This is a genomic window from Streptomyces sp. IBSBF 2435 (genome assembly GCF_036815005.1).
Classification (GTDB): domain Bacteria; phylum Actinomycetota; class Actinomycetes; order Streptomycetales; family Streptomycetaceae; genus Actinacidiphila.
This window is the reverse complement of sequence record NZ_JAJSYW010000005.1, coordinates 40,195-53,728: the sequence shown is the minus strand read 5'-3', so window position 1 is coordinate 53,728 and position 13,534 is coordinate 40,195. Positions and strand designations below refer to the sequence as shown.

At 70.9% G+C, this 13,534-nt stretch carries 13 protein-coding genes; 7 read left to right on the top strand and 6 right to left on the bottom strand.

Features of this window, described 5'->3' with window-relative positions; translation table 11 throughout:
* The first annotated feature begins 33 nt into the window (after positions 1-33).
* From V7E46_RS02215 to def, 5 genes are all read left to right on the top strand, one after another.
* Positions 34-699 carry a sigma-70 family RNA polymerase sigma factor gene (locus V7E46_RS02215; RefSeq protein WP_443053947.1) on the top strand — a complete coding sequence of 222 codons (666 nt, stop codon included), beginning with the start codon at positions 34-36 and terminating at the stop codon, positions 697-699.
* Positions 696-1,076 carry a mycothiol system anti-sigma-R factor gene (rsrA, locus tag V7E46_RS02210; protein WP_333766803.1) on the top strand — a complete coding sequence of 127 codons (381 nt, stop codon included), beginning with the start codon at positions 696-698 and terminating at the stop codon, positions 1,074-1,076. The genes V7E46_RS02215 and rsrA overlap by 4 nt, the downstream gene beginning before the upstream one ends.
* Before the next feature lie 276 nt (positions 1,077-1,352).
* Positions 1,353-1,970, top strand: coding sequence for an HD-GYP domain-containing protein (locus V7E46_RS02205; RefSeq protein WP_333766802.1), 618 nt, complete (start codon positions 1,353-1,355; stop codon positions 1,968-1,970).
* 290 nt (positions 1,971-2,260) lie between these two features.
* Entirely contained in the window at positions 2,261-3,262 is a 1,002-nt protein-coding gene (locus tag V7E46_RS02200) for a tetratricopeptide repeat protein (RefSeq protein ID WP_329174907.1), read from the top strand.
* A 116-nt stretch (positions 3,263-3,378) separates the two neighbouring features.
* Positions 3,379-4,035 carry a peptide deformylase gene (def, locus tag V7E46_RS02195; protein WP_333766801.1) on the top strand — a complete coding sequence of 219 codons (657 nt, stop codon included), beginning with the start codon at positions 3,379-3,381 and terminating at the stop codon, positions 4,033-4,035.
* Here the strand turns inward: def and V7E46_RS02190 are convergent.
* The 3 genes from V7E46_RS02190 to V7E46_RS02180 form a co-directional block, all read right to left on the bottom strand.
* A complete protein-coding gene (locus V7E46_RS02190) occupies positions 4,032-5,072 on the bottom strand; it encodes a ribonucleotide-diphosphate reductase subunit beta (RefSeq protein ID WP_333766800.1) in 1,041 nt (346 codons plus the stop codon). The two genes, def and V7E46_RS02190, sit on opposite strands and share 4 nt — an antisense overlap.
* A complete protein-coding gene (locus V7E46_RS02185; protein ID WP_333766799.1) occupies positions 5,072-7,468 on the bottom strand; it encodes a ribonucleoside-diphosphate reductase subunit alpha in 2,397 nt (798 codons plus the stop codon). The genes V7E46_RS02190 and V7E46_RS02185 overlap by 1 nt, the downstream gene beginning before the upstream one ends.
* 327 nt (positions 7,469-7,795) lie before the next feature.
* Complete coding sequence (locus tag V7E46_RS02180) at positions 7,796-7,984, bottom strand: hypothetical protein (RefSeq protein WP_333766798.1); 189 nt, start codon at positions 7,982-7,984, stop codon at positions 7,796-7,798.
* 88 nt (positions 7,985-8,072) lie between these two features.
* Here V7E46_RS02180 and V7E46_RS02175 point away from each other — a divergent pair, with 88 nt between their 5' ends.
* Positions 8,073-9,041, top strand: a complete 969-nt coding sequence (locus tag V7E46_RS02175; protein WP_333766797.1) for a helix-turn-helix domain-containing protein — start codon at positions 8,073-8,075, stop codon at positions 9,039-9,041.
* Positions 9,042-9,047: 6 nt separating this feature from the next.
* Here the strand turns inward: V7E46_RS02175 and mctP are convergent, their stop codons facing one another.
* From mctP to V7E46_RS02160, 3 genes are all read right to left on the bottom strand, one after another.
* Complete coding sequence (mctP, locus tag V7E46_RS02170; RefSeq protein ID WP_333766796.1) at positions 9,048-10,706, bottom strand: monocarboxylate uptake permease MctP; 1,659 nt, start codon at positions 10,704-10,706, stop codon at positions 9,048-9,050.
* Entirely contained in the window at positions 10,703-10,960 is a 258-nt protein-coding gene (locus V7E46_RS02165) for a DUF3311 domain-containing protein (RefSeq protein WP_333766795.1), read from the bottom strand. Before V7E46_RS02165 ends, mctP begins: the two co-directional genes overlap by 4 nt.
* Before the next feature lie 158 nt (positions 10,961-11,118).
* Positions 11,119-11,889, bottom strand: a complete 771-nt coding sequence (locus V7E46_RS02160) for a GntR family transcriptional regulator (RefSeq protein ID WP_329182372.1) — start codon at positions 11,887-11,889, stop codon at positions 11,119-11,121.
* A 319-nt stretch (positions 11,890-12,208) separates the two neighbouring features.
* Between V7E46_RS02160 and V7E46_RS02155 the strand changes: the two genes are divergently transcribed.
* On the top strand, positions 12,209-13,516 hold the full coding sequence (locus V7E46_RS02155) for an extracellular solute-binding protein (protein WP_333766794.1): 1,308 nt from the start codon (positions 12,209-12,211) through the stop codon (positions 13,514-13,516).
* Positions 13,517-13,534 lie beyond the last annotated feature (18 nt).

The window sequence follows — 13,534 nt, the reverse complement described above, 5'->3', positions numbered from 1 at the left end:
TCCGCTTTGGGACTCGCTGGCGTTTCTGAGGAGGTGGGTCCGGTCACCGGCACCGACGACAGCACGGCGGAAACCGCGGGTGCGTCCGGTCAGGCAGCACAGGAGAGCAGCGCGCGGCGCACCGAGCGCTTCGAGCGGGACGCCCTTGGGTTCCTCGACCAGATGTACTCGGCCGCGCTGCGGATGACCCGCAATCCGGCCGACGCGGAGGATCTGGTGCAGGAGACGTACGCGAAGGCGTACGCGTCCTTCCACCAGTTCCGTGAGGGCACCAATCTGAAGGCCTGGCTCTACCGCATCCTCACCAACAGTTTCATCAACTCCTACCGCAAGAAGCAGCGCGAGCCGCTGCGCAGCGGCTCGGAGGACATCGAGGACTGGCAGCTCGCCCGCGCCGAGTCGCACATGTCGACGGGTCTGCGCTCCGCTGAGTCGCAGGCGCTCGACCACCTGCCCGACTCCGACGTGAAGGCGGCCCTCCAGGCGATCCCGGAGGAATTCCGCATCGCGGTGTATCTCGCGGATGTCGAGGGCTTTGCCTACAAGGAGATCGCGGACATCATGGGAACGCCCATCGGCACGGTGATGTCCAGGCTGCACCGCGGGCGTCGTCAGCTGCGCGAGCTGCTCGAGGACTACGCCCGTGACCGCGGGCTGGTCCCGGCGGGCGCGGGAAATGAGAAGGGCGCGGATTCATGAGTTGCGGCAACGCGCATGAGACGGACTGCTCGGAGGTGCTGGGCCACCTCTACGAATATCTCGACAACGAGATGTCCGACGACGCCTGCACCAAATTCAGGCAGCACTTCGAGGAGTGCCACCCGTGCCTGGAGAAGTACGGGCTCGAGCAGGCCGTGAAGAAGCTGGTGAAGCGGTGCTGCGGCTCCGACGACGTACCGACCGACCTGCGGTCGAAGGTGATGATGCGGATCGAGATGATCCGCGCGGGCGCCGCGTCCACCACCGACTCCGCGTCCGCGGCGGGTTCCCCTTCCGCGTCGCCCCCCGCGTCCACCTCGGCGTCCGCGTCCGCGACGGCCTCCCGGACCGGGTCCGCCGCCGAACCGGCGTCCTAGCCCGCGCCCTCGCCCGGCCGGCTTCGGCGTCAACACGGGTACGGCGAGGGTCGCCCGTACGGGCGTAAAGCGAGCTTTCCGCACTGCGACGGCGGGCGCGGCCCTATCGTCCTGAATACCGGCGGGTGTTCCCGCCGGGGCCAGGGCCTCCGATGGGGCCGCGCCCGCCGTGTGCTTGCCGGAGGAGGCCGCCGTGCCGTATCCCTACGATGCCGGCCGCAGCGGCCCTGACCGCGCAGAATCCTTTCCGCCGACGGGCCGGGCCGGGGTCCGGCGGTGAGCCCGGTCACGGAGCTGGTCGCCGCCATGCAGCTCAAGGACCCCTACACCCGCGGCCACGGCGACCGCGTCGGGCAGGCCAGCGCCCTGATCGGGGCGGAACTGCGCCTCAGCGGCGACCTGGTGGCCGCGCTGCGGCTCGCCGGGACCCTGCACGACATCGGCAAACTCGGCGTCCCCGGGGCCCTGTTGCGCAAGCCGGGGCCGCTCACCGCCGCCGAGCGGCGGACCGTGCAGCGGCACCCCGGGCACGGCTACGCGCTGGTCCGGGACACCGGGGTGCCCGCGGTGGCCCGGGTGGCCGTCCTGCACCACCACGAACGCCTCGACGGCGCCGGATATCCGCACGGCCTGGCCGGACGGCTCATCCCGTGGCCGGCCCGGATCGTCGCGGTGGCCGACGCGCTGGACGCCATGACCTCCACCCGCAGCTACCGCCAGGCCCGCCCGGCCGCCGCCGCGCTGGCCGAGCTGCGGCGGTGCACGGGCAGCCAGTTCGACCCCTGCGTGGTCGCCGCGCTGGGCCGCGCCCTGTCCCGGCACCCGTGGCCGCCGCCCGTGCCGCAGCCGGCCGGCGCGGGGGCCGGTTCGCTCGTCCGTAGGCCATTCGGGTGAGGGCGGCTCGCCCGGGTGCCGGTGGAGTGCCTCACCTGGGCATGGTTGGATGCCCACGGGGATGGCAAGGAGGCATGGTGAGGGTCGCCGCCGCACAGGGGTCAGGGCCGGGCTGAGACAACGGCCAAAATGTGCAAGGTTGGAGTCGTACCCGCTCGTCCGACGACGTGCGGGGGGTACGAGAAAGGGACCCGCGCACAGCGGTGCGAGTCCCCCCGGGGGACGTGATCGTGGTGCGGGAAGGCGACGTCCTGGCAGTGATCGGCTGAGCGGGCAGGCGGGTAACGACGTTGAAGATCTTCGGCAGAGTGCGGCACCGGCCGTCGCCCACATGGCGGCAGGCCACCGACCAGGCGTTCTCGCTGATCGACGACGGCCGCTACGACGACGCGGGCGCCCTGCTGACCCGCGCCGCCGATCTGGAGCCGTGGCTTTCCGAGTCCTGGTACAACCTGGCGCTGCTGCACAAGTTCCGGCACGACTGGGCGCAGGCCAGGATCGCCGGGCTGCGGGCCGTGGCGCTGCTGGACCGGCCGGTCGGCGCCCCCGACTGGTGGAACCTCGGCATCGCCGCCACCGCGCTCCAGGACTGGCCGCTGGCCCGCCGCTCCTGGCAGGCGTACGGCCTGCGGATGCCGGCCGGCACCGCCGCGCGCAGCGGTGAGGAGTCCGCGAGGCTGCCGCTGGGCAGCGCGGCCGTGCGGCTCTCGCCTGAGGGCGAGGCCGAGGTGGTGTGGGGCCGGCGGCTCGACCCGGCCCGCGTCGAGGTGCTCTCCATCCCGCTGCCGTCCTCGGGGCGGCGCTGGGGCGAGGTCGTCCTGCACGACGGGGTGCCGCACGGCGAGCGGGACACCGCGGGCGGTTCCGGCGGGTCGGTCTACCCGGTCTTCGACGAGATCGAGCTGTGGGCGCCGTCACCGGTGCCGACCTGGCTGGTCCTGCTCGAAGCGGACGCCCCCGCCGACCGGGACGCCCTCGAACGCCTCGCCGCCGAGGCCGGCTACGCCGCCGAGGACTGGTCCTCGTCGGTGCGCCTGCTGTGCCGCACGTGCTCCGAGAGCCGGATGCCCACGGACGACGGCTCCGCGGCGCGGGACCCGCACGATCACGGCGAGCCGGGGCACCCCGGGCACCTCAGCCACCTGAGCGAGCACGGCTCGGGGCAGCACTGGTCGCCCGAGCGGGAGTGCGGGATCGCCGCGCCGTCGGGCCTCGTCCGCGGCCTGCTCGACGGCTGGGTCGCCGACTCCCCGTCCACCCGGGCCTGGCGCGACCTCGAAGAGGTCTGCTAGCCGGGGGGCGAGGGAGCACATGCGGGCCGCGGGGACGGCCGACCGGGGGACGTGGCCGGGCGGAGGGCCGTACCCTGGACGGATCACTCACACCGCCCGGAAGGCGTACGGCACCGATGTCCCAGCAGCACACCGACCAGCCCCCCACCCCTGCGGAGGAGCTCTTCCTCGACGACGTGACGGACGCGGAGGCCCGTGAGCTGGCCCACCGCGAGCGCGGCACCGCCCGCCCGATCACCGTCGTGGGCAATCCGGTGCTGCACCGGGAGTGCCGGGACGTCACGGACTTCGGCGACGAGCTGCTCGCGCTCGTGGACGACATGTTCGCCAGCCAGCGCGCCGCCGAGGGCGTCGGCCTCGCGGCGAACCAGATCGGCGTCGACCTGAAGGTGTTCGTCTACGACTGCTCCGACGACGACGGCGTCCGCCACGTCGGCACCCTGTGCAACCCGGTGCTGGAGGACCTGCCCGCGGCCAAGCGGCAGCTGGACGACTCGAACGAGGGCTGCCTGTCGGTTCCGGGCGCGTACATGGAGACGCCGCGCCCGGACTACGCGGTGGTCCGCGGCCAGGACCTGCACGGCAACCCGGTCGTGGTGCGGGGCAGCGGCTACTTCGCGCGCTGCCTCCAGCACGAGACCGACCACCTCTACGGCCGGCTCTACATCGACCGGCTCTCCAAGCGGGACCGCAAGGATGTCCTCCGCCAGATGGCGGAGGCCACCCCCAAGTTCGCGACCGTCCCCAACGACCAGCCCGCAGCGGGCGGCTAGAAGTCCTCGTCGAGCGCCACCGTGCCCTCCACCGCCACCTGGTAGGCGGAGGGACGGCGCTCGAAGAAGTTGGTCAGCTCCTGCACGCCCTGCAACTCCATGAAGGAGAAGGGGTTCTGCGACCCGTAGAGGGCCGGGAAGCCCAGCCGGGCGAGCCGCTGGTCGGCGACGCACTCCAGATACGCCCGCATGGACTCGGTGTTCATGCCGGGCAGCCCGTCCCCGCACAGGTCGCGCCCGAACTGCAGCTCGGCGTCGACCGCTTCACGCAGCATGTCGGTGACCTCCCGCTGCAACTGGTCGTCGAAGAGGTCGGGCTCCTCCTTGCGTACGGTGTCGACCACGTCGAAGGCGAAGCTCATGTGCATCGTCTCGTCCCTGAACACCCAGTTGGTGCCGGTGGCCAGCCCGTGCAGCAGCCCGCGCGAGCGGAACCAGTAGACGTAGGCGAAGGCTCCGTAGAAGAAGAGCCCCTCGATGCAGGCGGCGAAGCAGATCAGGTTGAGCAGGAAGCGGCGGCGGTCCTCGCGGGATTCGAGACGGTCGATCTTCTCGGCCCCCTGCCCGTCGAAGTTGGCCATCCAGCGGAAGCAGAACTGCGCCTTCTCGCGGATCGACGGGATCTCCTCGACGGCGTCGAAGGCGGCGGCCCGGTCGGCGGGATCGGGCAGGTACGTGTCGAGCAGCGTCAGATAGAACTGGACGTGCACGGCCTCCTCGAAGAGCTGGCGGGACAGGTAGAGCCGCGCCTCGGGGGAGTTGATGTGCTTGTAGAGGGTGAGCACCAGGTTGTTGGAGACGATCGAGTCTCCGGTGGCGAAGAAGGCCACCAGGCGGCCGATCATGTGCTGCTCGCCCGCGGTGAGTCTGGCCAGGTCCGAGACGTCGGAGTGCAGATCGACCTCCTCCACCGTCCAGGTGTTCTTGATCGCGTCGCGGTAGCGCTCGTAGAAGTCCGGGTAGCGCATGGGCCGCAGGGTCAGTTCGAAGCCCGGGTCGAGCAGGTTCTTCACCACAGGGGTGCTGGCGGTGGTCATTACTGGCAGGCCTCGCAGGACTCGGGGTTTTCCAGGGAGCAGGCGATCGCGTCGGCGTCGGCGGTCGCGGGGACGTTCAGCGGTCCGGGTACGGCGGCCTGGGCGGCGCGGGCGATCCGGGTGGCCGGGCGGGACCGCAGGTAGTACGTGGTCTTGAGGCCCTGCTTCCAGGCGTAGGCGTACATCGAGGAGAGCTTGCCGATGGTGGGCGTCTCCAGGAACAGGTTCAGCGACTGGCTCTGGTCCAGGTACGGGGTACGGGCCGCGGCCATGTCGATCAGCGCGCGCTGAGGCAGCTCCCACGCGGTGCGGTACAGCTCGCGCACCTCGGCCGGGATCCAGCTGAAGCCCTGCACGCTGCCGTTGGCCTCGCGCAGCGCCTCCCGGCTCTGCGCGTCCCACACCCCGAGCTGCTTGAGCTCGGCCACCAGGTAGGAGTTGACCTGGAGGAACTCGCCCGACAGCGTCTCGCGCTTGAAGAGGTTGGACACCTGCGGCTCGATGCACTCGTACGACCCGGCGATGGAGGCGATGGTCGCGGTCGGGGCGATGGCCAGCAGCAGCGCGTTGCGCATCCCGGTCGCGGCGATCCGCCCGCGCAGCGCTGCCCAGCGCTCGGGCCAGTGGAATGCGACGCCGTAGTGGTCGGGGTGCAGCACACCCGCGGCCGTACGGGTCCGGTCCCAGGCGGGCAGCGGGCCGTTGCGCTCGGCCAGGTCGCAGGAGGCCTCGTAGGCGGCGAGCATGACGCGCTCGGCGATCTTCGTGGACAGCGCGCGGGCCTCGGCGGAGGCGAACGGCAGCCGCAGCTTGAAGAAGACGTCCTGGAGGCCCATCACGCCCAGGCCGACCGGCCGCCACTTCGCGTTGGAGCGGCCCGCCTCCCGCGTCGGGTAGAAGTTGATGTCGACGACCCGGTCCAGGAAGGTCACCGCGGTGTGCACGGTCTCGTCGAGCCGCTGCCAGTCGAGGTCGCCGTCCGGCGTCACGAAGGAACTCAGGTTGACCGAGCCGAGGTTGCACACCGCGGTCTCGGAGTCGTCGGTGACCTCCAGGATCTCCGTGCACAGGTTGGAGGAGTGCACGGTGTGGCCGGGCAGCGCGGTCTGGTTGGCGGTGCGGTTGGCGGCGTCCTTGAAGGTCATCCAGCCGTTGCCGGTCTGCGCCAGGGTGCGCATCATCCGCCCGTACAGCTCGCGGGCCGGGATCGTGCGCTGCGCCAGGCCGGCCGCCTCGGCCGCGCGGTAGGCCGTGTCGAAGTCGTCGCCCCACAGGTCCACCAGCTGCGGCACGTCGGCGGGCGAGAACAGCGACCAGTCGGCGTCGCTGTCGACCCGGCGCATGAACTCGTCGGGGACCCAGTGCGCGAGGTTGAGGTTGTGGGTGCGGCGGGCGTCCTCGCCGGTGTTGTCCCGCAGTTCGAGGAACTCCTCGATGTCGGCGTGCCAGGTCTCCAGGTAGACCGCGGCGGCGCCCTTGCGCCGGCCGCCCTGGTTGACCGCCGCGACCGAGGCGTCGAGGGTCTTCAGGAACGGGACGATGCCGTTGGAATGCCCGTTGGTGCCGCGGATCAGCGAACCGCGGGCGCGGATGCGGGAGTAGGGCAGGCCGATGCCGCCGGCGTGCTTCGACAGCCGCGCCACCTGCTGGTAGCGCTCGTAGATGGAGTCCAGTTCGTCCAGCGGCGAGTCCAGCAGGTAGCAGGACGACATCTGCGGGTGCCGCGTACCGGAGTTGAAGAGGGTCGGCGAGCTGGGCAGGTATTCCAGGGCGCTCATCAGCCGGTAGAGCGCGGCGACCTGGTCCACCGCGGGGGCCGAGTCGTCCTCGGCGAGCCCGGCGGCGACCCGCAGCATGAAGTGCTGCGGGGTCTCGATGACCTTGCGGGTCAGCGGGTGCCGCAGCAGGTAGCGGCTGTAGACGGTGCGCAGGCCGAAGTAGCCGAAGCGGTCGTCGGCACGGTCGGCGAGCGCCCGGTCGACCAGCGCGTCGAGCCGGCCCGCGTGGCGTACGACGAAGTCGGCCGTACGGTCGGCGACCAGGCCCTCGCGGTGGCCCACCGCGATGGAGGCGGCGAAGGACACCGCGCCCTGGGACGCGGCCTCCTCGGTGATGGCGAGCGCCAGCAGCCGGGCCGCCAGCCGCGAGTACGCCGGGTCCTCCGAGATCAGCCCGGCGGCGGCCTCCACGGCCAGCGTCCGCAGCTCGGCGCCGTCGGCGCCGCCGCTGCGTCCGCGCAGCGCGGCGGCGGCGACCCGGCCCGGGTCGGTGTCGGGCAGGTCGGCACAGAGCGCGACGAGGGTACGCAGCAGGCCGGCGCCGGCGCTGTCGGTGCTGTCGGGCGCGGCTACGGGTGAATCCCCGGTGGTGGCGGGGGCTTCGGGCGCGATGGTCACGGTGGTGCGGTCTCCCTCGTACGCGGCGGCGGCCGTGCGGGGGAGGGGCGGAGGGGGTCGCGGGCATGCGTGCGGGCATGCCGGACCGCGTCCGCAGACCCGATCCGCGAGGCCCGGACTCGTCGGCGCACGCCGGTCTTCCGACCGTGCGGGCGCCGGCTGCCGGCAGGCGATCGGGCTGTGCGGGGCGCGCGGGCGCGCCACCGCTCACCGTTGCGGGGCAGCGCCGGATTCGCACCGGCTTCCCCTGCGGGCAGCGAAGTTGAGCATACATCTAGTGCCGGGTCGCTGAGTGACGCCCACATGTTGTGTCGTGGTAAGGGTCGTTCAGTACCGCACAGTCCTGTCCTCCCTTGCCGGAACGGCCTGTCGCGGCGGCCTCGGGGGCGCTTCGCCGCGCTCCGCGGCGCGGATCTCGCGGGTGATGCGGACGTCGGTGCGGTGGCCCATGAGGGGCACGAAGGTCAGGGCGAGGGCCAGGGCGAGCAGTGCGGAGATGTCCAGGAGAACTGTCATGAGTCAATGGTCGCGATGGTGCTGTCTTTCGAACAGTGGCAGCACTGCCGTACTACCGCAACATCCTGCCACGTGCGATGCTCGGAGCATGCTGCAGAACGTCGCCGTGGTGCTGTTCGACGGGGTCCACCCCTTCGAACTCGGTGTGGTGTGCGAGGTCTTCGGGCTCGACAGGACCGCTGAGGGACTGCCCGGCTACGACTTCGCGGTCGTCTCGGCGGAGGGCCCCAGGCTCCGCACCCACGCCGGCTTCGACGTGGTCGCCTCGGAAGACCTCGACCGCCTGGACGAGGCCGACCTCGTCGCCGTACCGTCCGCGGACGCCCTGCTCGTGAGGGAGTTCCCGCCGGACGTCCTGCGGGCGCTCCAGCGGGCCGTGGAGCGCGGGGCGACGGTGCTGAGCGTGTGCTCCGGGGTCTTCGTGCTGGGCGCGGCGGGCCTGCTCGACGGCAGGCGGTGCGCGGGGCACTGGCGGCACACGGACGAGCTGGCCGCCCGCTTCCCCGCGGCCCGGGTGGAGCCGGACGTGCTCTACGTGGACGACACCGGGGTCGTCACCTCGGCCGGCACCGCTGCGGGCATCGACGCGTGCCTGCACCTGGTGCGCAAGGAGCAGGGCACCGCCGTCGCCAACGGCATCGCGCGCCGGATGGTCGTACCGCCGCACCGGGACGGCGGCCAGGCGCAGTATGTGGCCCGGCCGCTGCCCCGGGCCACCAGCGACACCGTCACCGGCGTGCTCTCCTGGATGGAGCGGCACCTCGACCGGGACGCCACAGTCGAGGAGCTGGCCGCCCGCGCCCACATGTCACCGCGCACCTTCGCACGCCGCTTCCAGCAGGAGACCGGCACGACGCCGTACCGCTGGCTGCTGGGCCAGCGGGTGCTGCTGGCCCGCGAACTCCTCGAAGGCACCGACGCGACGGTCGACTCCGTGGCGGTGCGGGCCGGATTCGGGAATGCCGCGACCATGCGGCACCACTTCTCCCGGTGGACCGGCACCACACCGCAGGCCTACCGCCGCACCTTCCGCAGCCCGGACCTCCCTTCCGGGTAGGAGGCCCTAGGCGCCGGCCGGTTCCGGCAGGCCGGGGGTGGTGCCGGGGGAGGGGTCGACGGGCCCGGGCGGGGTCGGGTCCGAGTCGGTCGTGTAGTCCGCCAGGACGGTCTCGTCCACGCCCGCCGGGGCCTTGAGCGCGCGCAGCGCCAGCGTGAGGACGACCGCGATGCCGATGTTGAGGACGAAGGCGGTCAGGCCGATGTAGCCCTTCTCCCCGATCCACGGGATCATGTCCGAACTCCCGCCGAAGTGCGACTGCGTCGGGCTGGACTGCTGGTACGCCTTCCACGTCCCGTAGCCCATGCCGGCCGCCCAGCCGGCCAGCAGCGCCCAGCGGTGGAACCAGCGGGTGAACAGCCCGCCGACGATCGCCGGGAGCGTCTGGAGGATCCAGATCCCGCCCAGCAGCTGGAAGTTGATCGCCACCGTCTTGTCCATGGTGAGGACGAAGACGAGCGCGCCGACCTTCACCACCAGCGAGACGATCTTGGAGACCGCGGTCTCCTGCGCGGGCGTGGCGTCCGGTTTGATCAGGTCCTTGTAGATGTTGCGGGTGAAGAGGTTCGCCGCCGCGATGGACATGATGGCGGCGGGCACCAGTGCCCCGATGCCGATCGCCGCGAAGGCGACCCCGGCGAACCACGAGGGGAACATGTTCTCGAACAGCTGCGGGATGGCGAGTTGGGCGTTGTAGCCCTTGATGCCGCCGCCGACGCCGGCCGCGAGTGCCATGAAGCCGAGCAGCGCCAGCAGGCCGAGCATCAGCGAATACAGCGGCAGTATCGTCATGTTGCGGCGGATCGTGTCGCGGCTCCTGCTGGACAGCACGGCCGTCACGGAGTGCGGGTAGAGGAAGAGCGCCATCGCCGAGCCCATCGCCAGCGTGGCGTACGCCCACTGGGCCTGCGGCCCGGTCACCAGCGAGCCGCGGGGCGCGCCGGTGGCGGGGTTCTTGACCGCGTAGGCGGCGCCCGCCTTGCTGAAGATGTCGTCGAAGCCGCCGAGCTTGTACGGGATGTAGATGATGGCGACCGCGATGACGATGTAGATCAGCGCGTCCTTGACGAAGGCGATCAGCGCCGGCGCCCGCAGCCCCGAGGAGTAGGTGTAGGCGGCGAGCACGCCGAAGGCGATCAGCAGCGGCAGGTCCTTGACGAACCAGTTCGTGGAGTCGCTGCCGCCGACGCCCATCACGTCCAGGACGGCCTGGATGCCGACCAGTTGCAGTGCGATGTACGGCATCGTGGCGATGATGCCGGTGATCGCGACGGCCACCGACAGGCTCTTGGAGCCGAAGCGCCCGCGGACGAAGTCCGAGGAGGTGACGTAGCCGTGCTTGTGCGAGACCGACCAGAGCCGCGGAAGGAAGAGGAAGACCAGCGGGAAGGTGATGATCGTGTAGGGCACGGCGAAGAAGCCGGCCGCGCCGGCGCCGTAGATCGCGGCGGGCACGGCGACGAAGGTGTAGGCGGTGTAGAGGTCGCCGCCGAGCAGGAACCAGGTCACCCAGGTGCCGAAGTTCCGCCCGCCCAGGCCCCATTCGTCCAGGTGCAGCGGGTCGGCGGCGCGGCGCCAGCGGGCGGCGAGGAAGCCGAGCACCGTGACGGCCAGGAAGAAGAAGATGAAGACGGCGAGCGCGACGCCGTTGACGCCGTCCTTCACCTGGCCCCACCGGCCTTGCGAGCCCGCTCCTCGCGCCGTACGAGCGCGTACGCGACCGAGGTGAGCGCGGCGGTGACCGGCACCCAGGCGATCTGGTACCAGTAGAAGAACGGGATGCCGATGAAGGCCGGCGTCAGGCGTGAGTAGGAGTCCACCCACAGCAGGGCGACGAACGGGGCGAGCAGGCACAGCGCGGCCACCACCCGGGTGGGGGTGACGACCGGTGGCCGCGGGTCCGGTGGTGCTTCCGTCATGAGTGGTGCTCCCGTCCCCTAGAGCGACGTGTGTGATGCGGAAATCTAGGGGAGGTTACCGGCGGTCGTCACTACCCGTGCACGGATCGGCCGCCGGGTCAGCCGGTCGGGTGACCCGGCGGCCCGTACGCGCCGACACCGCTTCCGCGGGCGGCGGTTCAGTCGATCGGCCGGCTGAGCCTGGCCACGAACTTGTAGCGGTCGCCGCGGTAGACCGAGCGCACCCACTCCACCGGTTCGCCGGTGGTGTCGATCGAGTGCCGGGAGAGCATCAGCATCGGCAGGCCGACGTCGGTGCCCAGCAGGCCCGCCTCGCGCGGGGTGGCCAGCGACGTCTCGATGGTCTCCTCGGCCTCGGCCAGCCGCACGTCGTAGACCTCGGCCAGCGCGGTGTACAGCGAGGTGTACTTCGCCAGGCTGCGGCGCAGCGCGGGGAAGCGCTTGGCCGACAGGTGGGTGGTCTCGATCGCCATCGGCTCGGAATTGGCCAGCCGGAGCCGCTCGATCCGCAGCACCCGGCCGCCGGTCTTCATGTCCAGCAGCCCGGCCAGCCGGTCGTCCGCGGTGATGTAGCCGATGTCCAGCAGCTGGGACGTGGGTTCCAGGCCCTGGGCACGCATGTCCTCGGTGTACGAGGTGAGTTGCAGGGCCTGCGAGACCTTGGGCTTGGCTACGAAGGTGCCCTTGCCCTGGATGCGTTCGAGCCGGCCCTCGACCACCAGTTCCTGCAGCGCCTGCCGGACGGTGGTGCGGGAGGTGTCGAACTCGGTGGCCAGGGTGCGTTCCGGCGGGACCGGGGTGCCGGGCGGCATCGTCTGCGTGATGTCCAGCAGGTGCCGCTTGAGCCGGTAGTACTTGGGCACCCGGGCGGTGCGGCCCGCGGCGCCGCCCGCCGTCGTCTCCGCGCTGGTGACCGCGTCGCTCTCCATGACGTTTACTCCCGACTGCTGTCGTGCTGCCGTCACCGGCTCCTCCGTTGATCGCGGCTCACATGGTGGCACGCGCGGCCCTGCGGGAGAGAGGCGGCGGGGGGTGTGGTCCCCCTCAGGTGTCGGTCCGATAACAGACCCGACGGGTGTTCTTATACACCCTTGACACCCCTAAAGGTCTAGGCCAAGCTCCCGGTACTGGTCTAAACCATTAACGACCAATCCCAGACCCACGAGCAGGACTCGGCCGTACGTGTCTCACGCGGCGGCCGGCATTTCGGGCGGTGGGGGGAGTTTCGGGCATCCTGAGGAGGGTGGCGTGAAGCGCAAGCTCATCGCGGCAATCGGCGTCGCGACAATGATCGTCGGTATTGCGGCGTGTGGATCTGACAAGAAGGACGACAACAAGGCCGGTGACGCCGGCAAGACGTCCGCCGCGACCGCCTCGTCCATCACTGTGTGGCTGACGGTGGACGCGCAGCACAACTGGCCGGAACTGGTGAAGGCCGCCGACGACGCGATCGTCGCCAAGCACCCGGGTCTGAAGGTCAAGCACGAGTACTACGCGTGGCCGGACAAGAACGCCAAGCTCGACGCCGTGCTCGCCACCGACAAGGCGCCCGACGTCGTCGAGATGGGCAACAGCGAGATGGTGCCCTACATGGCGGAGGGCGCCTTCGCCGAGCTGGACACCTCGAAGTTCGACAACTCCGGCGCGTGGCTGGACGCCCTCAAGCAGTCGGTGTCCTACGACGGCAAGACCTACGGTGTGCCGTACTACGCCGCCGCCCGTATCGCCACCTGGCGCAAGGACATCGCCGCTGCGGCCGGTGTCACCGCCGCCCCGAAGAACTGGACCGAGCTGACCGCCGACCTGGACAAGATCCAGGCCAAGGAGGGCCCGAAGTTCAACGCCTGGTACCAGCCCTCGCGTGACTGGTACGCCGGCCTGTCCTTCGTCTACGACGCCGGCGGCGCCATCGCCAAGCAGGACGGCGGCCAGTGGAAGGGCAGCCTGGAGTCCCCCGAGGCGATCAAGGGCCTCACCGCGTGGAAGGACGCCGTCGGCAAGTACATGCACGGCGACCTCACCAAGGACGAGTCCGACCGCTACATCGTCTACGGCCAGGGCAAGTCGGCCATGATCTACGCCCCCGGCTGGGAGGCCCCCTCCGCGGCCGACCCGAAGTTCGACAAGACCGGCGGCAAGATCAAGGACAACCTGGTCAACTTCGTGATGCCCGGCCCGTCCGGCAAGGCCCTCCCGGTCTTCCTCGGCGGCTCCGACCTGGCGGTCCCGTCCAAGTCGAAGAACGCCGACCTGGCGTCCGAGTGGATCAACGACTTCACCAACACCCAGGCTCAGACCACCCTGATGGGCAAGGGCAACCTGCCCAACAACAACACGCAGCTGGCCACCCTCAAGGCCGACCCGGCGTCCGCGGTCACCGCCACCGCCGCCGAGGTGAGCTGGTTCGTGCCGACCGCACCGGGCTGGGGCACCGTCGAGAAGGCGCAGACCATGCAGACCATGCTGCAGGACATCGCCACCGGCAAGAAGTCCGTCGAGCAGGCCGCCAAGGACGCGGACGCCGCGATGGACAAGGTCCTCAACGTCAAGAACTGACCAGCCTCGCAACGTAGA